Origin of the sequence: Natrinema versiforme (assembly GCF_005576615.1) — an archaeon.
Classification (GTDB): domain Archaea; phylum Halobacteriota; class Halobacteria; order Halobacteriales; family Natrialbaceae; genus Natrinema; species Natrinema versiforme_A.
In genome coordinates, this window is the sequence record NZ_CP040330.1 from 410,383 (window position 1) to 429,919 (window position 19,537).

Below are 19,537 nucleotides of genomic sequence, written 5' to 3' on the forward strand. Positions count from 1 at the left end.
GACAGCGCCGCGGTGACGCTCAGTTCTCGCTCGAGTCGGTAGCGGTCGTGTTCGAGTCGTCAGCGCTCGCGTCCGGGTTGTACTGGATATCTTGCCCGACGGAGTCGTAGATATCGTCCCAGTCTTTGTCCTCGTCCAGCAGGAAGACTTCGACGGTCAGCGATCCCTCGCCGAACTCCTCGATTCCGTCGGGTCGGACGTCGATGTGATAGGTCCCGTTCTCGTCCATGCGAACCTCTCCCGTGCGCTCGATCAGTTTCTGTTCGTCCTCGTTGATCTTGACGAAGAAGTACGGTTCGCCGATCACGTCTCCGTGCTCCGGCGGATCGACGTTCTCCATACTGGTGTTGGCGGTGACCTCGAGGTTGAAGTTCGAGTAGCCGTCACCGCTCTCTGCGGGTTCTGTATCGACGAACTCGACGGATTCGATCCGGTCCTCGCGCTTGTCCTCGAGCGGGCGGTTCGGTTCCTCTGGCGGGTACCACTCCGCAGTTGCGGTCTCGTCCGTCTCTGCGGTGTCGGTTCCGCCGCCCGTGTCCGTGCTCCCATCGGTGGCGTTCGGATCGGCGGCGTCACCGGAGTCGGTTGTCGCGTTGTCGGTCCCGTTCGCGCCCGTCTCGCTATCGGTCAACGGCTCCGTCTTGTTCTCGTCCGACGGTCCGTCAGTTTGTGACCCTCCCAGAGCGCTACACCCGGAGAGGGCGACGAGCAGTGCGACCGCGACGACAGCGATGGTTCGGGATTGCATCGTACTCCCTCGTTCCGGGACGATCGCCATTATTACAGTCCGGATAAACGGCTCCGACTCGTTCGACGAGAGACGGCAGAGAAATCGCTCGAGACGGTCGATTTTCGAATTTGCACGCTGTAGAACGATCCGTCTCGTGTCCGAACCCGATGCCAACGACCGTTTTCGCTCGAGTTCACTCCGTTTTACCCTCGCACAAAAACACCGACAGAAAAGTCGCTCGCTCCGCTCACTCGCGGTACTTACGCTAGTGGCGTCCGCTCGACCACTTGCCCGTCGTAGGTGGGATACTGCTCGACGATTTCGCCGTCCTCGAGGTCGCCCTCCTCGATCATCTCCTCTAAGAGCCACCAGGCGACCTCGACGTGGTCGGTTTTGACGGTGTAGAACTCCTCGGGGACGCCCAGCGCCTCGAGGCGGTCGGGATCGGTATAGGTCTTCCCGTAGACGAGGGTACCGTCGTCGGTGACGTCGTCGAACTCGCGGCGGACGTTGCGGGCCATCCGCTTGAGACGGCGGCGGTGCTGGGCCGCGTCCTTGAAGACGGAGGTACAGAAGTAGACCTTCTCGTGGTCGCCCATCACCTCGAGGATGTCCTCGCGGGAGCCGTCGACGGCGCTCATGTGGTCCTCTTTGAGTTCGAAGCCCTGTTCTTGCATCCGGCGGTAGTTCCCGTCGGACATCTCGAACTCATTGACGTTACAGAACTCGGCCGCGCCCTCGTCCAAGAAGTCGAGGAACTCCGTTTCGGCGCGGATACCGGGAATTTCGAACGCGGGGGTGAGTCCCTCTTCGCGGGCGATGTGGAGGATTTCCTCCCACTCGGTGCCGTGGAGGTCGCCCCACTGCTCGTACGGCGGGTGGAAGCGAATTTCGTCGAGGCCGGCTTCCGAGAGGCGGCGCATGTTCTCGCGGCCGCCCGTGATACCCGTGTAGAGGTGGGTGTGGTGGTCCTCGCCGAACTTGTCTTTGAGGAGCTCGAGGTAGTGGCAGGTCCGGTCGAGGGCTTCCTGCGGTTCGCCGCCGGTGATCGACGTGCCCAGCGCGTCCATCCGGTTGGCCTCGATCAGGACGTCCTCGTCGCTCTCGACGAGTCGCTCGTTGGCGTAGACGTCGGTGACGTTCTTGCGGTTCTCACCGAGCGGGCAGTAAAAGCAGTCGCGCTGGTCGCAGTAGCCGTAGACGAACAGCACCATCTTGCCGCCCTTCGCGCACTGCTCACAGCCCTTCGAGATCATTCGAGGGTACATACCCACCCGAGCCTCAAAAGCCGTGCGAATCTACAGCGCCGCTGTGCCCCGTTGGTCGGGTACATGGCTCCGCTCGATTCGCGTGGCGGCCACATACTATTAGACGGTCCGCGCGTACTGTGACCTAACCGATGCCCGGTGGGATCCACGTCCTCTGTGTCGACGCCGACCCCGATAGCCGTGCGTCAACGGCCGCCGCGCTCGAGCGACGGAGCGCCGATATCGACGTGACGACTGCGAAGAGCGGCCGCGAGGGTCTGGCAGTCTTCGACGCCGAGAGCGATGTCGAACCCGCACGAGCCGTCGATTGCGTCGTCAGCGGCTACGAACTGCCCGACGAGGACGGCCTCGAGTTGCTCGCGGCAGTGCGAGAACGCGATCCGACCGTCCCGTTCATCCTCTTTCCGAGCAACGGGTCCGAGGCGATCGCGAGCGAGGCGATCTCGACCGGCGTCACCGACTACCTCAGGAAGGGGTCCGAAACGGACCAGTACGCCGGACTGGCGAATCACATCGAAGACGCCGTCGAGAAACGCCGCGCCGAGCGGGCGCGACGCGAGGGCGAACGCGAACTCGCCCGGCACGAGCGGCTGATCGAACTCGTCCCGACCGCGCTCTTCGTGCTCGATGCGGACGCGACGATCTGCTGGTCGAACGAGGAGTTCGCCGACGCGTTCGCGGAGGACAGGGCGGACCTGATCGGGACGCCGTTTCCGAAACTCGTCGAACGGGGGTACTACGACGAGCGCGTGACGACCAAGTACACCGAGGAAGTCCGCGGACTGCTCTCCTCGTCGGTCGACCGCGAGCGGGCGAAGTATCAGGTGCGATTTCACGCGCCGGTCGGCGAGGAGCGAATCCACGACGTCCACACCAGGCTCCTCCCGCTCGAGGACGGGGAGTTCACCGGGACGATACACGCGATCCGCGATATCACCCGCCGGCGTCGCTACCGGCGCGAACTCGAGCGCCAGAACGAGCGGTTAGCGGAGTTCACCAGCCTCGTCAGCCACGACCTGCGGAACCCGTTGAACGTCGCACAGGGGAACCTCGACATGCTCGCGGAGCAACTCGACAGCCCGCGCGTCGACGAACTGCAGTGGTCGCTTGCGCGGATGGAGGAACTCATCGACGGACTCCTCCAGTTGGCCCGGCAGGGGAAGACGATCGGCGACGAAACGTGGCTCTCGCTGGCCTCGGCGGCTCGCGAAGCGTGGTCGACCGTCGACACCGGCGACGCCCGCCTCGAGATCGCTACCGATATCGAGATCTACGGCGACGAGACCCGCGTTCGGGAACTGCTCGAGAACCTCTTCCGAAACGCCGCCGAGCACGGCTCGACGAGCCCTGACTCGCAAACTCATCAGGACGCCGTCGAGCACGGCTCGGCGAGCCCTCTGTCGCGGGCACAGCAGGACGCCGCCGAGCGCGACCCGACAGCCGCCGAGAGGTGCCACGGCGAGGAGACCGATCGCCTGCTCGTCACCGTCGGAGCCCTCGAGTCGGACTCCCGATCGACCGACGAGGGGACGCGTCCCCACGGGTTCTACGTCGAGGACACGGGGTCGGGGCTGCCGGCAGATCGCGAGTCGCTGTTCGAGTTCGGCTACACGACTGAGACGGACGGAACCGGGCTCGGGTTGGCGATCGTCGAGGGGATCGTGACGGCCCACGGCTGGTCGATCGCGGCTCGAAACGGGTCCTCCGGCGGTGCCCGCTTCGAAATCGACGGGGTCAGAGTCGCTGCTAACGCCACTGACACTCCCGTGGCCGACGAGACCGACGATTCCGACTGAGCGAATCCGGACAGCTCGACCCTGCGTGGTGTGGCTTCGATTATCACGTGAGCAGGAGACCGGTCAGTACGGAATACGGTCTCGTCGTCCCAGAAGAGGGAAATAGCGCGGCGTGCAACCACGAGACGATGCTGTTGGTCCTCTGTGTCGATCTCGACGACGATCTCGGCCGCAAGACCGGCTTCTCGACGCCGGTCATCGGTCGCGACCCGGTCGAGGAGGCAGCCGTGGCGCTGGCCACCGCGGACCCGGAGGACTCGGACGTCAACGTCATCTTCCAGGGGTTGCACGTCTACGACGACCTCACGGAACGCGACGAGAGCGTTGAGGTCGCCGTCGTCACCGGCAACGACGAGGGCGACGTCAGCGCCAACCGCGAAGTCGGAGACGAGGTCGACACCGTCCTCGCGAGCCTCTCGACCGCCGAGGACGTCACCGCGCTCGTCGTCACCGACGGCGCACAGGACGAATCCGTCATCCCGATCATCCGGTCGCGGGTCCCGATCGACGGCGTCCGGCGGGTCGTCGTCCGGCAGGCACAGAACCTCGAGTCGATGTACTACACGATCAAGCAGGTTCTCGACGACCCCGAGACGCGGGGGACGGTACTCATTCCGCTGGGGATCCTCCTGTTGATCTACCCCCTCGCGCTCATCGGGTCCGCGCTGGATATGCCGGGCTTCGTCCTGGGAATGACATCGGCGCTGCTCGGCTTCTATCTCATCTCGCGCGGACTGGGGTTGGGCGATCGGTTAGACGCGACCGTCGAACGCGCCCGCCACTCGCTGTACGCCGGTCGAACGACGCTGCTCGCGTACGTGGTCGCGGCCGCGCTGTTCGTCCTCGGCGGCGTCAGCGGGATGGACACCCTCGAGACGGTCCGCCAGTCGACCGACGGGACCGTTGAGGTGCCAGTCATGCTCGCCGCGCTCGTCAACGGCTCGATCCACTGGTTCGCCGCCGCGGGGGTCACGACCAGTCTCGGACAGATCACCGACGAGTACATCGCCGGCTCGCTGGAATGGCGCTACCTCAACGCGCCCTTTTACGTGCTCTCGATCGCGGTCGTCCTCCACGCGGTGAGCGCCTTCTTCCTCGATCGGGTCGAGATCACCTACCTCGCGACGGCGCTGACGGCCGGCACGCTGCTCGGGATCGCGAGCACGCTGGCCTTTGCCGTCGCTGAGTCGCGGTTTTCCGATTCGGATCGAGAAGAGGGGCAACGAGGGGCCGAGCGAGTCTGAAAACGCGATTACCGCTCCCGTTCGACCACGAACTCCGCTAACTCGAGCAGATACTGCCGAGCCTCGGGGTCGGCGACCTCGACCCGATCCAGCGCGTCGAGGGCCCGGTCGGCCTCCGCCTGTGCGTGTGCGTTCGCCTCCTCGGGCGTGAGATCGGTCACTTGGACGACCGACGGCCGCTCTAAGGCGGCGTCGTGACCGGTCGGTTTACCGAGTTCCTCGGGGTCGGCGACGGCGTCTAACACGTCGTCCCTGATCTGGAAGGCGACGCCGACCCGCTCGGCGTACTCGCCCAGCGCCTCGACGGTGACGGGATCGGAGTCGGCGGCGATCGCCCCGAGTTCGGCCGCGGCGCGGAACAGCGCGCCGGTCTTGCGCCGGGCCAGGGTCATGTACTCCTCTTCGTTCGTCGGCTCGGCAGAGAGCTCGGTCGCCTCGCCGATACCGAGTTCGACCATGGCCTCGGCGACGACGCGGGTGGCGTCCGGATCGGCGGAAAAGAGGGCGAAGGCCTCGCCCAGCAGCCCGTCGCTGGTGATGATTGCCGGCCCGTGGCCGAACTCGGCCCACGCGCTGGTCGTCCCGCGGCGCAGTTCCGAGCGATCGATGATGTCGTCGACGACCAGCGACGCCGCGTGGACGAGTTCGATTCCGACACCGAAGTCGACGGCGTCCTCGGCCGTTCCGCCCACCGTTTCGCAGGCCAGCACCGTCACCATCGGGCGGACGCGCTTGCCGCCGGCGAGGGCCGTGTGTTCTACTTCCGCTCTGAGCGCGTCCGGCTCGAGGTCGTCGACTACCTCGACGAGCCGATCCTCGATCAGCGCCCGACGGCGCTCCAGCAATTCCATCACACCCGCTTAGGACGGGGGTGAAAAGTACGTGACGGTTCAGTAGTGTAGTGGTTGGACCGTTTACACGGAACCGAGAGAAAATCTGCGACGTCAGTCGGTGACGGTTACTCGTCGTCGAACTGGCTGAACGTGAACCCGCTCTCGCGGTCCGACGGGACGGCACCGCCGTCACCGCGGTCGTCATCAGTGCCGTCTCCAGCGTCGCTGTCTCTCGGTTCCGAGTTCGCCGCCGCGTCGTCTTCGGCGGTTTCAGTCTCGGTCTCCGCCTCGTCGAGTTCGGCGGCGTCGGCCCCGTCGACCGAATCGGGCGTCTCATCGTCGGGGACCGAGTCGGTTACGGCGTCGGTATCGGGTTCCGGTTCAGCGTCTCGATCGATACTACCCGCGTCCGTGATCCCGCCGTTCGATTCGGCTTCGACCTCGCTGGCATCCTCGTCGGGCTCCGTGCTCGAGTCGCTATCGACGCTCTCGGTAGCACCGTCGGCGCCGTCGATCTCCGTCTCGTCGAACGCGATCGTCTCGCCGTCGGTGTCGTAGTCGTCGGCGGAGACATCTACATCTGCCACCTCGTCGGTCTCGAAGTGATCGAGCGTCTCGCTCAGGTACGACGCCTGATCGGTGAGCGAGCTCGCGCTCTCGGTGACTTCCGAGAGGGCGGAGGTCTGTTCCTCCGCGGCCGCGGCGACGCGCTGGGCCTCGGCGGCCGTCGATTCGGAGATGTCGGTCGCCGACGAGACCATGGCGACGACCTCCTGGGTCGAGGCCGCCTGCTCTTCGGTCGCCGCGGAGATCTCTTGGACGCCCTCGTTCGTCCGGTCGGCGTAGTCGGCGATTTCGTCGAGCGCTTCGACGGCGTTCTCGACGGAGTCGACGTGTTCGGCGACCCGGTCGGCGGTCTGTTGGACCTCCGTCGCGGTCTCGGCCGTCTGTTCGTCGATCCGCTCGAGTCGCTGCTCGATGTCTTCGGCGGTCGATTTCGTGTCGGCGGCGAGTTCCTTGACCTGCGTCGCGACGGCACCGAAACCGGAGCCCTCGCCCTCGCCGCCGCCCCGCGAGGCCTCGATGTTCGCGTTCAACGCGAGCATGTTCGTCTCGCGGGCGACCTCGGTGATGAACTCGACCAGTTCGTCGACCTGTGCCATCTCCGCCTCGAGGTCTCGGATGGCCTCGACGGCCTCGGTCGACTCCGCTTCGATCTCGTGCATCCCGTCGATCGCCTCCTGGGCCGCCTCGCGACCGAGGCGGCCGGTTTCGGCCGTCCGCTCGGCGAGGTCGGCGACGTTGTTCGAGGAGGCAGCGATCTCTTCGGTCGTCGTGGAGAGATCGCTCATCTCCTGGTTGACCGAGTGGAGGTTCTCGTGTTGCCGGTCGGCGCCCTCGGAGATCTCTTGGACCGACACGGAGACCTGCTGGGAGGCCGAGCGAACCTCTTCGCTGGATGCGGTTACCTGTTCGCTGGCCGCCGCCACCTCGTTGGCGAAGGTTTTGACGTCGGCTGTCGTCTCCTCGAGGTCGGCGATCATCTCGTTGAACGCCTCGGCGATGTCCGTCATTGCCTGACTCTCGCTTTCGGGATCGAGCCGGCGGGTCAGGTCGCCGTCCGCACAGTCGTCCATCACGGCGCTGAACTCCTCGGCTTTCGCCTCGAGATGGCGGTTTATCGACTCGGTCTCGGCCCGGGCCGCTTCGGCCTCTTCGCGTGCGGTCTCGGCGGCTTCGATCTGGTCGCGCAGCGAGTTCCGCATGCTGTCGAAGCCGTCGTACAGCCGCCCGATCTCGTCGACGCGATCCGTCTCGAGATCGACGTCGAGGTTGCCCTGCTCCATCTCGGTCGTCCGGTCGCGCAATCTGGCCAGCGGGCCGACGGTCTGCCGGCCGAGAACGATGCCGACGACGCCGAGCGCGATCAGGCTCGTCAGCACCATCGCGACGACGTTCGTTTCGACGTCGGAGACGACGCCGTACGCCTGCTCGTTCGGAACGGTCGTGACGGCGACCCACTGCGTGTTCCCGACGGGAACGTACGCTCGCACCGCGTCGTCGCCCTGAATGCGGGTCAGCCGGCCGCCCAGGGCGGCAGCCATCGCGTCGTCGTCGACCGAGCCATCGACGGCAGACGCGGATTCGGCCTGAAAGACCGCCGACCCGTCGCTATCGAGAATGGCCGTCGACGCGGACGTGTTCTCCTGATGGAGCTGTTGGACCTGATACTCGAGCGTGCCGATGATGACGACGGCTCGATCTTCGCGTTCCGTCACCGGACTGGCGAAGGCCATGACCTGGTCGTCGAGAGTCGGCGATTGGTACGCTTCCTGGGAGTTCCAGACGGACTCCTCAAGCCCGAGGTTCTCCTCGAAGCCGTCGGTCGCCCACGGTTCCGAAAGGTCCGCGAACGACTCGCCGCGGTAGTCGGCGTTCGTACTCGTCACGATCTCGTTGTTCTCGGTGTCGACGTAGTGGATCGCCCGCACGTCGACGTCCATCCGGGCTTGCTCCTCGACGAGTTGGCCCTGGACTTCCTGCGGATCGCCGTCCTGGAGGACCTGCGAATCGGAGGCGGTCCGCGTCTGGACCCGCATCGTCTCGACCCAGTTGCTGATCGTGTCGGCCTGCATCTCGGCGGTCGATTCGAGTTGCTCGTTCGAGTCCGCCCGAACCGTGTTGTTGATATCGACGTAGCTGACCGCGCCGACGGCCCCGATAACGAGCACGACCGCCAGAATCGATACCACGAACTTCACGAGATACCGCTGCCTGACGAACGACGGCACCAGAGCGGAAAGCGACGCCATTACGAACTCACCCTGTCCAGTTCGGCGATACCGCCGTCCGCGCTTTCGTCGAACTCCCAGTACTCGAAGATCGCGTCGGTCACGTCGCCGTTGTCGTCGAAGTCGACCGAACTCGAGGCTCCCTGGTACGTGACGGAGTCTCCTCGGGCCGCGAGTTCGATCCCGTCGGCGAGGGACTCCGGTGTGATCTCCTCGCCGTCGCCGGTCGTAACCGCCTGCATGGCGTTTCTAATGGCGGTCCCGTCGTTTTGCCCGGCGTAGGCGTTCGCGAGTAACAGGACGGCACTCGCGTCGTAGGAGTGAGGCGTGAAGACGCCCGGTTCGGCCTCGTAGGTGTCCTCGAACAGCTCCGTGAACGTCTCGGTCCCCGGTGCGTCGACCAGCGGCGCGGTGCCGCGGATGCCGTCGAGCGAGTAATCGACCTGCTCGTGGAGGTCGCTGTCCTGCAGGCCGTCGGTGACGAGGATGTCTTCCTCGGCGTCGGCACCCAGGTCGGCGAACACCTGTCCGCCGGTCTCCGGATACCCGATCACGACGAGCAGTTCGGGATCGTCCGCTCTGGCTCGTTCGATCGCACCTTCGTAGGTGTCCTGCCCTTCCGTTAGCGGGACCTGCGCCGAAACCGTTCCGCCGTGATCGCTCCGGAACGAGCGCGAGAACGCCTGGCTCAACTGCCAGCCGTAGTCGTTGTTCGCATAGAGGGTCGCGGCGCTATCGTGGCCGAGATCGTTCGCCGCCCGGTCGGCGAGCACGACCGCCTGCAGCGAGTCGGAGACCGCGGTCCGGAAGACCAGCCCGGCGTCGTTGAGCGACGTGATCGTCGGCGTGGTCGCGCCGGGGGAACAGCAGACGGAACGGTACGGAATGAGAACCTGCTGAGTCGCCTGCAGCGTCACGTCCGAGGCCGCCGGGCCGTTGACCATCGGATACCCCTCGTCGACCAGCGTGGCTGCACCCTGGACGCCCGTGGACGGCGAGGTTTCGGTATCGACGACTTCGTACTCAATGTCGAGCGAAATCTCGTCTTCGACCTGTCGAATCGGGAGTTCCGCGGCGTTTCGCATCGGTTTCCCGACGGTCTCGAGATTCCCACTCAACGGTTGCATGATGCCGAGTCTGAGCGTTCGGTCGGTTCCCCCGACGTCGCTCCCGTCCTCGATGTCGTTGGAGTCGAGTCCGGGAACCGAACTGAGACAGCCGGCGAGGCCACCGAGGCCGACGCCACAGAAACCGGATAGTAGTTTTCGACGATGCAGTCGATCAGACATATCTGCTCATTTGACTCACCCCATATAATTTCACTGTCTGGATATCGACAATAGTTGGGAATAAATCATGACTCGGCTCGAGATACAGATTTATTGTTGTGGTATTGACTGGTTATATCGCGACTGTTCGGGACTAGCAACCGATATTTCTGGGAATCAGTACCAAGGGCCAGTGAGAGTGCGCTATGAAATCCTCATCACTAGTAGTACGAGATCAATATCAGATGTATTATTAATTCTGTAGAACACCCCATTTGTGTATATTGTGGTATATATTAGATGCGAGTGGAATACGTACCCACTCGTTCGGTGACAACGAGTGCCCCAGAACGACGCTACACCATCGACACGAGAAACGGACCACTGAATCCGCGAGTAGCCGCACTGGCCGGTTCACAGGAGAGTACGCAAAGCGAACGAGACTCGAAAGAATTGAGCGTCGAGGAAACAGTGAACGCAGAGCCGTTTCTGTTCGAACCGTGTGGGTTACTGGAACTCGTCGATGAGTTCCGGCACGACGTCGAAGAGGTCGTCGACGATGGCATAGTCGGCGATGTCCATGATCGGCGCGTTGGGGTCCGTGTTGATCGCGACGATCGTATCGGAGCCCTTCATGCCGGCGACGTGCTGGACCGCGCCGGAGATCCCGATTGCGATGTAGACGTCGGGGGTGACGACCTTCCCGGACTGGCCGACCTGTCGGTTCTTGGGCAGCCAGCCGTTGTCGACGATCGGGCGCGAGGACGACAGCGTCGCGCCGAGTGCGTCCGCCAGATCGCGGATCAGATCGAGGTTCTCCTCTTCCTCGATCCCGCGGCCGATCGAGACCAGCAGGTCGGCCTCGCTGATGTCGACGTCGCCGCCGCCGACTTCCTCGAAGCCGTTGACGGTCGAGCCGACGGCGTCCTCGTCGATGTCGGCCTCGAAGGCCTCGATCGCGGCGTCGCCGGTGCCCTCCGCAGCGGGCCACTCGGCACCGCGGATCGTGACGACCGCGCCGCCCGTGAGCTCGTTGGTCGTCTCGACCTTGCCGCCGTACATCTCGCGGGTCGCGACGAGCGTCTCGCCGTCGTTGTCGAGGTCGATCGTGTCGGTGACGACCGGGAGATCGAGCTGGTTGGCGACGGCGGGGGCGTAGTCGAGCCCGTTGACGCTGTTCGGCGTCAGCACGTACTGCGGGGCGAGTTCGTCGTAGAGCTGCGTGATCGTCTGCGTGTAGACGTCGTGGTTGAACTCCTCGCCGTGGGAGACGGTGTGGATCGCGTCGACGCCGTCGCGGTTGAGCTTGTCGGCGAAGTCGTCGACGGTGCCGCTGATGACCGCGAGGTGGAGGTCGCCACCGGTCTCGTCCGCCAGTTGGCGGCCGGCGGTGATGATCTCGTAGCTGACATCGCGCAGTTCGCCGCGGCGGTGGTCCGCGACCGCGAGGATGTCCGTCATTGTGCCACCCCCTTGTCGCGGAGCAGTTCACCCAGCTCCGAGGCGGTCTCCTCGGGGCTGCCCTCCCAGAACGTCGCGTCGCTCTCGCTTTCGGGCTCGTACATGGCCGTCAGATCGAGTTCGGACTCGACGGTGCTCTCGTCGACGCCGATGTCGGCCAGCGCCTTGACATCGAGTTCCTTGCGCTGTGCCTGTCGGATGCCCCGCAGACTGGCGTAGCGGGGCTCGTTGATACCCGTCTGGATCGTCAGCACCGCAGGCAGGTCGATCTCGGTGAGCTCCTCGACGCCGCCCTCGAGTTCGCGTCGCACGGAGGCCACGTCGTCGTCGTCGAACTCGTGCTCGAGGTGGTTGACGACGGCGCCCCACTGGTAGCCGAGGTTTTCGGCGACCGAGACGCCGGTCGCGGCGAAGCTGTCGTCGCCGGCTTGAACACCCGAGAGCACGAGGTCGGGGTCCTCCTCCTCGATGACGGCGCTCAGGATCTCCGTCTTGGCGTTGACGTCGAGCAGGTCGACGCCCTCGAGGGAGTCGTCCCAGACGCGGACGGCGCGGTCGGCACCCTTCGCGAGCGCCTGCCGAATGGTCTGTTCGCACTCTTCCGGCCCGATCGTGACCGTCACGACTTCGTCGGCGATGCCGTCTTCCTGAAGCTGGACGGCCTCTTCGATCGCGTAATCGTCCCACTCGTTGAGGTCGGCACCGAGGTACTGCTCCGCGATTTCGGTTCCCTCGATCTCGAACTCGTCTTCGACGGTCGCCACCTCTTTGACCGTAACGAGAATTTTCATCGTTTGTCACTGCTACGCCCATACCGTAAATCTTTTCGAAACCGCACCTCACGCGGAAGCCGTTCAGTTACCATGTTTTCCGAATCATCTCATACGAGCTACGTTTGCTGGCGGTTTTCCCGGTGTGAGCTACCAGCGTTTCGTTCGCGCGCCCGTTCGATCTCCAAGACGGAAACGGTTTAACGCCACCGCTGGTAGTGTTGAGTATGGCAGACTGTCCACTCGCCGACGACTGCCCCGAGTTCTCCGAGCGAATCTCGGGAATGGGATGTCAACATTACGGTGATCGGGGTGGCAAGGAGTGGTGTAACCACTACGGCCAACCGATCGAAGACCTCAAGACACAGCCGGTCAAGTCGGGCGAGGAAGTCGTCATCGACGTCGTCGACATGCACGAGAGCGGTGCCGGCGTCGGTCGAACCGAAGACGGATTCATCGTGATGGTCGACGGCGTCCTGCCGGAAGCCCGTGCGCGAGTCGAGATCACGCGAGTTCACAGCAATCACGCGCGCGCCGAGGAGTTGGAACTCCTTCCGATGGACCCCGACGGCGAGGACGAAGACGACGGCGAGGACGCGGCGGTCGGAGACGACGACGACGATGACACCGTCGACGACGAGTCCGATGCAGACGAGAGCGACGACGGTCCCCAGCGCGAGCGACTCGGCAGTCGCGACAACTTCTGGGGTTCGTAACGCCCTCGAGTGGACAGATCGCGCTGCGTCGGTCGGTTTTTATCCGAAGTTTCGCTTTCGCCGGTTCAGTCGGCGCTCTCATCGACGCGCCGTTCCGCGTCGCACAACGTTTTCTCGGTTCCGTGCGATGGAGACGCATGGAACGGATTTCCCTGTCGAACTCGGCCTTCGAGGGAGACAACAACGCCTACCTCTTCATCGACGGATCGACGGCGGCACTGATCGATACCGGCGACTGGACGCGAGCGACCCGCCAGGGACTCGCGGCGGCACTCGCCGACCGCGGGCTCGAGTTCGCGGATATCGACCGCATCTTCCTCACGCACTGGCACCACGACCACTGCGGGCTGGCCGGCGACATTCAGGCCGAGAGCGGGGCCGACGTGTACGCACACGCCGCCGACGCGGCGCTCATCGAAGGCGACGAAGACGCGTGGGAGGCGATGTACGACCGCCAAGAGCGCTACTTCGAGGAGTGGGGCATGCCCGAGGCCAAGCGGGAGATCCTGCGCGAGCGGATGCGCCTCGACGTGGCGACGACCGAGACGCCGACCGTGACCCCGTTCGCGGACGGCGACACGTTCTCGGTTTCCGGCACCGAACTCGAGGTCGTCCACACCCCCGGTCACGCGGCCGGGCTGTGCATGTTCGAAGCCGACCTCGAGCGCGGTCGGGCGGTCTTCTCCGGCGATACGCTGTTGCCGGTCTATACCCCGAACGTCGGCGGTGCGGACGTACGCGTCGACCGCCCGCTCGAGAAGTACCTCCGCGCGCTGCGAGGGATCACCGAGGCCGACTACGCCCGCGCGTGGCCGGGCCACCGCGACCCGATCGACGATCCCGCCGGGCGGGCGCAGTACATCATCGACCACCACGCGGAGCGCTCGTGGCGGGTCCTCGACGCGCTGGATCGGCTCGGCCCCTGCGATACGTGGACGGTCAGCGCCGACCTGTTCGGCGAACTCGACAGCATCCACATCCTCCACGGCCCCGGCGAGTCCTCTGCGCATCTGGAACACCTCGAGCGGGCGGGCACCGTCGTTCGCGACGGCACCGAGTACCGACTCGCTGACGGCGTCGCCGACGAACTCGCCGGACTCGAGGAAGAACGTTGGCCACTCGAGTACTGACGCCGCGACCGGGTTCGACTGTTACTCGGAGCGACGGTCTTCCCATCTCTGCCGCCGAGAATTGTAGTCGGCGTCCGGCCTCGCGGACGTTCCGAGACCTCTCGTCGGCAGAATCGGTCCACTTCTCGAGGCCCGCGAAACTCCGGTCGCGGGAATAGTCTGCCGTATATTACAGACCGGATCGTAGATATTTCGACCCGGTCTAATACCGAGAAGTATTTACTCGTAGCCGAGTTATGAATGAGTATGATGTGGCAAGACCTGATATTCCTCGCCGGAAGCGCCCTCTCGATCGTGTTCCTCGCGCCGACGGTGCGCGACGCGACGGCGAACATCCCGCTCGGCTCGAGCGTCCCATCGATGACCATCGGCGCGATCTACGCCGCGACGTACGCGACGATGGGAATGACCTTCTCAGCCGCGGGCTCGCTCGGCGTCGCGACGATGTGGTCGCTGATCGTCTCCTTCCGCTCGCCCGGTCCGCACGACGGCCCCGCGAACGTCGCCCGGTTCGCCCGATCGCTGGCCCGGCAGGCCCGACAGGCCGTGACCGAGTTCCTGACCGAAGAGGAGTACGCCGCACCCGGCCAGTCTGCCGACTAACTCGAGCGCGCGGCCCCGATTCCGCCCGTTTTCTGCTGGCGCTTTTTGACGATAGCGACTGGTCCCGCCAGCCGCCCGGCCTCGAGTCCGCCGGCTAAGTGGGGGATCGTCGGTGCCGAGACCGTGGAAGCTTTGATCCCGCCGAAATAGGCTGTACACATGCACACGCGAGTCCGCGGATTCGGGGGAGGGAGGTCGCCGTGATCGACGACGTCGAGGGTCTCCTCGAGGAGATCGGGTTCGATCCCGAGACGAGCGTGTTGACCTACCGGCAGGCGCAGGTGCTCGCACTGCGCGAACGCGACGTCTCGCAGGCCGACATCGCCGACGCGCTCGGGACCTCGCGGGCGAACGTCTCGTCGATCGAGTCGAGCGCCCGCGAGAACGTCGCGAAAGCCCGCGAGACGGTCGCGTTCGCCGAGGCGCTTCGCGCACCGGTCCGGGTTCGGGTACCCGAGGGAACCGACCTCTACGACGTGCCCCAGTTGGTCTACGACGCCTGCGACGAGGCCGGCGTCAAGGTCGATCACACCGCGCCGGACCTGATGAAGGTCGTCAGCGACGCCGCAGGGTCGGCCGTCACCGGGCGACAGGTATCGACGCCGCTGATCGTCGGGGTGACCTCGGAGGGGATGGTCCGCGTTCGCCATCAGGACTGAATCGATCGATTGGAGTCGATTCGCGGTTTCGTCCCGCCGGAATTAGCCGGTCGAGACGAAATGCAGACCGACGATTCCGACGACGATGAGGGACAGAAAGCCGAGGCGAGCGAGCGTCACCGGTTCGTCGAGCAATGCGATGCCGAGCGTCGCCGTCCCGACCGCACCGATCCCCGTCCAGACCGCGTACGCGGTTCCGATCGGCAACGTCTGGACCGCCCGCGAGAGCAGTACCATACTCAGGAGGAGCGCGACCGCCGTCCCGACCGTCGGGATCGGTCTCGAGAGTCCATCGGAGTAGTGGAGCCCGATCGCCCACGCGATTTCGAACAGTCCCGCGACGAACAGCAGCGGCCACGACATCGGTGTCACACCTCCGGGCTCACCCGACTATAGTACGGCGATGTTCGCCCGACCGGCGCGCTGCAATCGCGTCTGATTCCCGGAGAGATTTGTAGGCCGCCCCCGTCGATCCCGGTATGGACTTCGACCTCGACGGCAACAGCGCACTGGTGACCGCCGCCTCGAGCGGCCTCGGCTTTGCGAGTGCACGGGCGTTGGCAGCGGACGGCGCGAACGTCGCGATCTGTGGCCGCGACGCGGAGCGGCTCGCGGATGCGCGCGAAGAACTCTCGGAGACGGGCGACGGCGAGGTGCTCGCCGTGCAGGCCGACCTCACCGACCCGGACGACGTCTCCCACCTCGTGAGCGAGACGGTCGACGCCTTCGGCGGGCTCGACCACCTCGTCACCTCCTCGGGCGGCCCGCCGAGTACGACCTTCCTCGAGACCGACGAACAGGACTGGTATCAGGCCTACGACCTGCTGGTGATGAGCGTCGTCTGGACGATCGAGGAGAGCTACGACCACCTCCTCGAGTCCGATCACGGGACGATCACCTGCATCACCTCGCGTACCGTCCGGGAGGTGGCGGACGGCTTGCTGCTCTCGAACTCGGTGCGCCGGGGCGTGATCGGCCTCGTCAAGACTGTCTCGCGGGAGTTCGCCCCCGAAATCCGGGCCAACGCGGTCCTCCCGGGGACGATCGAAACGGCCCGGATCGAGGAACTCCTCGAGGCCCGCGTCGAGCGCGGCACCTACGACGACTATGAGGCGGGGCTGGCGGCGATGGCCGACGACATCCCGATGGACCGCATCGGCGAGCCGCGCGAACTGGGCGACGTTGTCGCGTTCCTCTCGAGTCCGCGAGCGAGCTTCGTCAACGGAGCCGAGATCCCGATCGACGGCGGGCTGTTGCGGAGCTAACGCGGGTCGCGTGGTCGGACTCCGCGGGACCGTCGCGCCGTCACCCCCGACCCGCAGCGGGCTCCCGGGCCCCGAACCGTAACCCTCTCGGATCCCCTCCGGAGAGTGGGAGTGTGTACGGTCCGATTCGAGTCGCCGGCTACCTCGCGTTGCTGGTGACGCCGGCCGCATTGCTTCTCGGCGCCGCCCGTGCGCCGCCGGAGCTCCACACCGGGACAGTGGGCATTCCGCTCGGGGTCGCCCTCGCCGGCACCGTCGTCGCCGCGACGGAGCCCCGGCGACTCCTCCGGCTCGAGGGGCCCGGACTCGCTCGAGCGGACGCCGTCGACGCGGTCGCGGTCGCGGCCGCGGCGGTCGTCACGTACGGACTGAGCGTTCACGCCGGCGTCGGCCCAGTCGTGGCCGCCGCAGTCGTCGGCCTGCTCGTCGGCGTCGGGCTCCCCCGGATCGACGGCGCGGCCTACTGCGGGACGTTCGTGGGGATGGCCTCGCCGGCGCTGTTTCCCTCCCTCGAGTCGGTCGCGATCGCTGGGGCGATCGCCGGCCTCGCGTTCGTCGCGACGACGGGCGCGTTCGACGGCTTCGGCGGCAAGTACGGGACCATCGCGCTCTTCGGCTGCATCGCGACGGCGGCGCTGTTCGACGTCGATTACGCCGCCGCCGGCGGCCTCGAGCCCCGACTCGTCCCGCCGGTCGTCCTCGTCGCCGTCGTCGCGGCGGTCGCGACCGTCGCGCTGCGGACCCGCGGTGGGGCCAGTTCCGTCGTCGCTTCCGCCGCAGTCGGGGTGGTCGCCGGGGTCGCGTTTCCGTCGGTGCTGCCGGAATTGGGGCCGACGCTGGCCGCAGTCGCCTTCTGTGCCTCGTTCGTCGGGATGTCGAGCGACGAGCGGCTGTCGGCCGCGCAGATCGCGGCCGCCGGCCTCCTCTCCGGCCTCGTCTACCTCGCGGTCGCGCCGGCCCTCGCCGGTTCGGGCGGCAAACTCGGAACCACCGCGTTCGTCTCCTGTCTCGCCGTCGCCGGCGCGGTTCGCCTCTCGGCCGTCGGCCGCTCGCACGTCCGTCGGTCGACCCAGTAGGTCCGTTTTCGGTCGCTGTCCCATCTCGGATAATCGCCACGGGCAGTCGTCGCACACCCGATCGCACGACGGCGGTACGTCATTCCGTGCGACCGCGGAGGAATAGTTTCAATAGCGGCCGGACATGATAGTCGACTAACTACTGTGTCCCGACTTCGCGACACCCTCGCGGACCTGATCGACGAGCGGTTCCGAACGGCGGTCCTCCTCGGACTCGCGTCGATCCCGTTTACCGTTGCCCTCTCGTGGGAGTCCGCGCCGACGTCGTTTTCGGCCGAAGCCGTCGTCGCAGCCGGTCTGCTCGCCGGCCTCCACTACGCCGGCCGCTCGAGCGAGAACGCCGACGTCGGCCTCCTCGAGGGGCTTCGGTACGGCAAGCGACCGGCCGTGAACCGCCGGGCCGGTGTGGTCGTCGGCGCCGTCGGCTCCGCGCCGGCAGTCGGCTGGGCGATCGGTTACATGCTCGAGCGCGCGTGGTCCCTGTCGGGGTGGCTGGGAGCGGCCGCCGCTGCCCTGCTCCCGGCCGTCGTTCCGCTTCTCGTCGCGCTCTTCGCGCTGGCCGGCGGCGTCGGCGCGGCGGTCGGTGACTGGCTGGTCACGCGGGTCGATCGGGCTCGAGACAGGGCCCGGTCACGGGCGGAGCCGGACGCGGACGGCGACGTCTCCGGCTGGTGGCGCTGGGTCATCGCGTATATCGTCTTCGCGCCGGCGGTGTTGCTCTACACGTTCGGCGTCGGACCGGAGAGCGGTGCCGCGTTCGCCCTCTCGGTGCTGGCGCTGCTCGTGTTAGTTCCGTTCTCCCTCTTCGTCGCCGTCGCGCTCTTCGAGGACGCGGTGACCCTTCGGGAGGTGGGACGCGACCGAGGCCCCAACTACTGGGCGTACGTCGGCGCGCCGCTGGCCGCCTATGCCGTCGTGTATCTGGTCGCGACGGCGCTGGCGTCGCCGAACCCGTCGGGAGACGGTGTGTACGGGTTCGTCGTCGCGCTCTGGATTTCCTCGGCCGTCTACCTCAGCTACAGGCGTCGATACGTTGGAACGGCCTGATCGATCCGTGGCCCGCGCTCAATCGGCGGAAATCTCGCAGGTTCCCTCGTAGGCCACGTCCCCGACGGACTCGATTTCGGGGTCCTCCCCGCAGACCGGACACGCCGGGTTCGACTGGATCGGCACCTCCTCGAAACTCATGCCCATCGCGTCGTACATCAGCAGGCGTCCCTCGAGCAGATCGCCCTTCTCGAGCAGGTACTTGACGACCTCGGTGGCCTGAATGCAGCCGACGGTGCCGGGGAGGACGCCGAGCACGCCGGTGGTCGCGCAGTCGGGGACAGTGCCGGGCTCGGGTGCCTCGGGGAAGAGACAGCGGTAACACGGCGGTGACTCGTCGCGGTCGCCGCCGCGCTCGTTGGTGAACGACGTGATCTGGCCCTCGAAGCGGTAGATCGCGCCGTGGAACAGCGGCGTCTCGGTGAGCACGCAGTGGTCGTTGAGCAGGTACCGGGTGGCGAAGTTGTCGCTGGCATCGAGGACGATGTCGTAGTCGTCGCCGAGGGCCGCGACGGTGTCGGCCGTGACGCGGGTCTCGTGGGTTTCGACCTCGATGTCGGGGTTCAGCGCCGCGACGTAGTCGGCGGCGCTCTCGACTTTCGGCCGGCCCACGTCGTCGTCACGGTGGATGATCTGGCGCTGCAGGTTCGACCGCTCGACGACGTCGTCATCGACGATACCCAACCGGCCGACGCCGGCCGCCGCGAGGTACTGGATCGCCGGCGAACCGAGCCCGCCCGCACCGACGACCAGCACGGAGCCCTCGAGCAGGCGTTGCTGGCCCTCGGGGCCGATCTCGTCCATGATGACGTGTCTCGAGTAGCGATCGAGTTGGGTCGCGTCGAGGCGCAGGTCGCTCATGGGGGAGTGTTCGCACGA

The 19,537-nt window shown here is 66.0% G+C and carries 19 protein-coding genes; 9 read left to right on the forward strand and 10 right to left on the reverse strand.

The features are described 5' to 3' along the window. Positions 1-19: 19 nt before the first annotated feature. Both FEJ81_RS01975 and FEJ81_RS01980 read right to left on the reverse strand, forming a co-directional pair. Positions 20-748: a hypothetical protein gene (locus FEJ81_RS01975; RefSeq protein WP_138243687.1), complete on the reverse strand. Its 729-nt coding sequence runs from the start codon at positions 746-748 to the stop codon at positions 20-22. A gap of 242 nt (positions 749-990) precedes the next feature. Further along, on the reverse strand, positions 991-1,986 hold the full coding sequence (locus FEJ81_RS01980; RefSeq protein WP_138246692.1) for a radical SAM protein: 996 nt from the start codon (positions 1,984-1,986) through the stop codon (positions 991-993). Between the two features lie 143 nt (positions 1,987-2,129). Between FEJ81_RS01980 and FEJ81_RS01985 the strand changes: the two genes are divergently transcribed. Both FEJ81_RS01985 and FEJ81_RS01990 read left to right on the forward strand, forming a co-directional pair. Further along, complete coding sequence (locus FEJ81_RS01985) at positions 2,130-3,794, forward strand: hybrid sensor histidine kinase/response regulator (RefSeq protein ID WP_138243688.1); 1,665 nt, start codon at positions 2,130-2,132, stop codon at positions 3,792-3,794. Between the two features lie 128 nt (positions 3,795-3,922). Continuing rightward, on the forward strand, positions 3,923-5,038 hold the full coding sequence (locus FEJ81_RS01990; RefSeq protein ID WP_138246693.1) for a DUF373 family protein: 1,116 nt from the start codon (positions 3,923-3,925) through the stop codon (positions 5,036-5,038). Positions 5,039-5,046: 8 nt separating this feature from the next. On the opposite strand, the gene FEJ81_RS01995 is transcribed toward FEJ81_RS01990, so the two are convergent. The 5 genes from FEJ81_RS01995 to FEJ81_RS02015 all read right to left on the reverse strand — a co-directional run bounded on the left by FEJ81_RS01995 (position 5,047) and on the right by FEJ81_RS02015 (position 12,183). Continuing rightward, complete coding sequence (locus FEJ81_RS01995) at positions 5,047-5,889, reverse strand: polyprenyl synthetase family protein (RefSeq protein ID WP_138243689.1); 843 nt, start codon at positions 5,887-5,889, stop codon at positions 5,047-5,049. 107 nt (positions 5,890-5,996) lie between these two features. Further along, positions 5,997-8,684 (reverse strand): methyl-accepting chemotaxis protein, encoded by a 2,688-nt coding sequence (locus FEJ81_RS02000; RefSeq protein ID WP_138243690.1) that lies wholly within the window; start codon positions 8,682-8,684, stop codon positions 5,997-5,999. After that, complete coding sequence (locus FEJ81_RS02005; RefSeq protein ID WP_138243691.1) at positions 8,684-9,952, reverse strand: ABC transporter substrate-binding protein; 1,269 nt, start codon at positions 9,950-9,952, stop codon at positions 8,684-8,686. The genes FEJ81_RS02000 and FEJ81_RS02005 overlap by 1 nt, the downstream gene beginning before the upstream one ends. A 486-nt stretch (positions 9,953-10,438) precedes the next feature. Further along, the gene (locus tag FEJ81_RS02010) at positions 10,439-11,392 is read right to left on the reverse strand and encodes an electron transfer flavoprotein subunit alpha/FixB family protein (protein WP_138243692.1); all 954 of its coding nucleotides are present in this window, start codon (positions 11,390-11,392) and stop codon (positions 10,439-10,441) included. After that, a complete protein-coding gene (locus FEJ81_RS02015; RefSeq protein ID WP_138243693.1) occupies positions 11,389-12,183 on the reverse strand; it encodes an electron transfer flavoprotein subunit beta/FixA family protein in 795 nt (264 codons plus the stop codon). The genes FEJ81_RS02010 and FEJ81_RS02015 overlap by 4 nt, the downstream gene beginning before the upstream one ends. Before the next feature lie 206 nt (positions 12,184-12,389). Between FEJ81_RS02015 and FEJ81_RS02020 the strand changes: the two genes are divergently transcribed. The 3 genes from FEJ81_RS02020 to FEJ81_RS02030 all read left to right on the forward strand — a co-directional run bounded on the left by FEJ81_RS02020 (position 12,390) and on the right by FEJ81_RS02030 (position 14,611). After that, complete coding sequence (locus FEJ81_RS02020) at positions 12,390-12,878, forward strand: TRAM domain-containing protein (RefSeq protein WP_138243694.1); 489 nt, start codon at positions 12,390-12,392, stop codon at positions 12,876-12,878. Between the two features lie 137 nt (positions 12,879-13,015). Further along, positions 13,016-14,008: an MBL fold metallo-hydrolase gene (locus tag FEJ81_RS02025; RefSeq protein ID WP_138243695.1), complete on the forward strand. Its 993-nt coding sequence runs from the start codon at positions 13,016-13,018 to the stop codon at positions 14,006-14,008. 246 nt (positions 14,009-14,254) lie between these two features. Continuing rightward, positions 14,255-14,611 (forward strand): hypothetical protein, encoded by a 357-nt coding sequence (locus tag FEJ81_RS02030; RefSeq protein WP_175416337.1) that lies wholly within the window; start codon positions 14,255-14,257, stop codon positions 14,609-14,611. Here FEJ81_RS02030 and FEJ81_RS22985 read toward each other — a convergent pair. Continuing rightward, positions 14,608-14,772, reverse strand: a complete 165-nt coding sequence (locus FEJ81_RS22985) for a hypothetical protein (protein ID WP_175416338.1) — start codon at positions 14,770-14,772, stop codon at positions 14,608-14,610. The genes FEJ81_RS02030 and FEJ81_RS22985 overlap by 4 nt on opposite strands. Positions 14,773-14,811: 39 nt before the next feature. Between FEJ81_RS22985 and FEJ81_RS02035 the strand changes: the two genes are divergently transcribed. After that, positions 14,812-15,270, forward strand: a complete 459-nt coding sequence (locus FEJ81_RS02035; protein WP_138243696.1) for a Tfx family DNA-binding protein — start codon at positions 14,812-14,814, stop codon at positions 15,268-15,270. A gap of 42 nt (positions 15,271-15,312) precedes the next feature. Here FEJ81_RS02035 and FEJ81_RS02040 read toward each other — a convergent pair whose 3' ends face one another. Further along, entirely contained in the window at positions 15,313-15,633 is a 321-nt protein-coding gene (locus FEJ81_RS02040; protein WP_138243697.1) for a DMT family transporter, read from the reverse strand. 116 nt (positions 15,634-15,749) lie between these two features. Here FEJ81_RS02040 and FEJ81_RS02045 point away from each other — a divergent pair, with 116 nt between their 5' ends. The 3 genes from FEJ81_RS02045 to FEJ81_RS02055 all read left to right on the forward strand — a co-directional run bounded on the left by FEJ81_RS02045 (position 15,750) and on the right by FEJ81_RS02055 (position 18,658). Next, positions 15,750-16,535: an SDR family oxidoreductase gene (locus tag FEJ81_RS02045; protein ID WP_138243698.1), complete on the forward strand. Its 786-nt coding sequence runs from the start codon at positions 15,750-15,752 to the stop codon at positions 16,533-16,535. Between the two features lie 113 nt (positions 16,536-16,648). Beyond that, positions 16,649-17,611, forward strand: coding sequence for a hypothetical protein (locus FEJ81_RS02050; RefSeq protein WP_138243699.1), 963 nt, complete (start codon positions 16,649-16,651; stop codon positions 17,609-17,611). A 144-nt stretch (positions 17,612-17,755) separates the two neighbouring features. Beyond that, entirely contained in the window at positions 17,756-18,658 is a 903-nt protein-coding gene (locus FEJ81_RS02055; protein WP_138243700.1) for a transposase, read from the forward strand. Positions 18,659-18,676: 18 nt separating this feature from the next. On the opposite strand, the gene ubaA is transcribed toward FEJ81_RS02055, so the two are convergent. After that, entirely contained in the window at positions 18,677-19,519 is an 843-nt protein-coding gene (gene ubaA / locus FEJ81_RS02060; protein WP_138243701.1) for an SAMP-activating enzyme E1, read from the reverse strand. Positions 19,520-19,537: the final 18 nt, after the last annotated feature.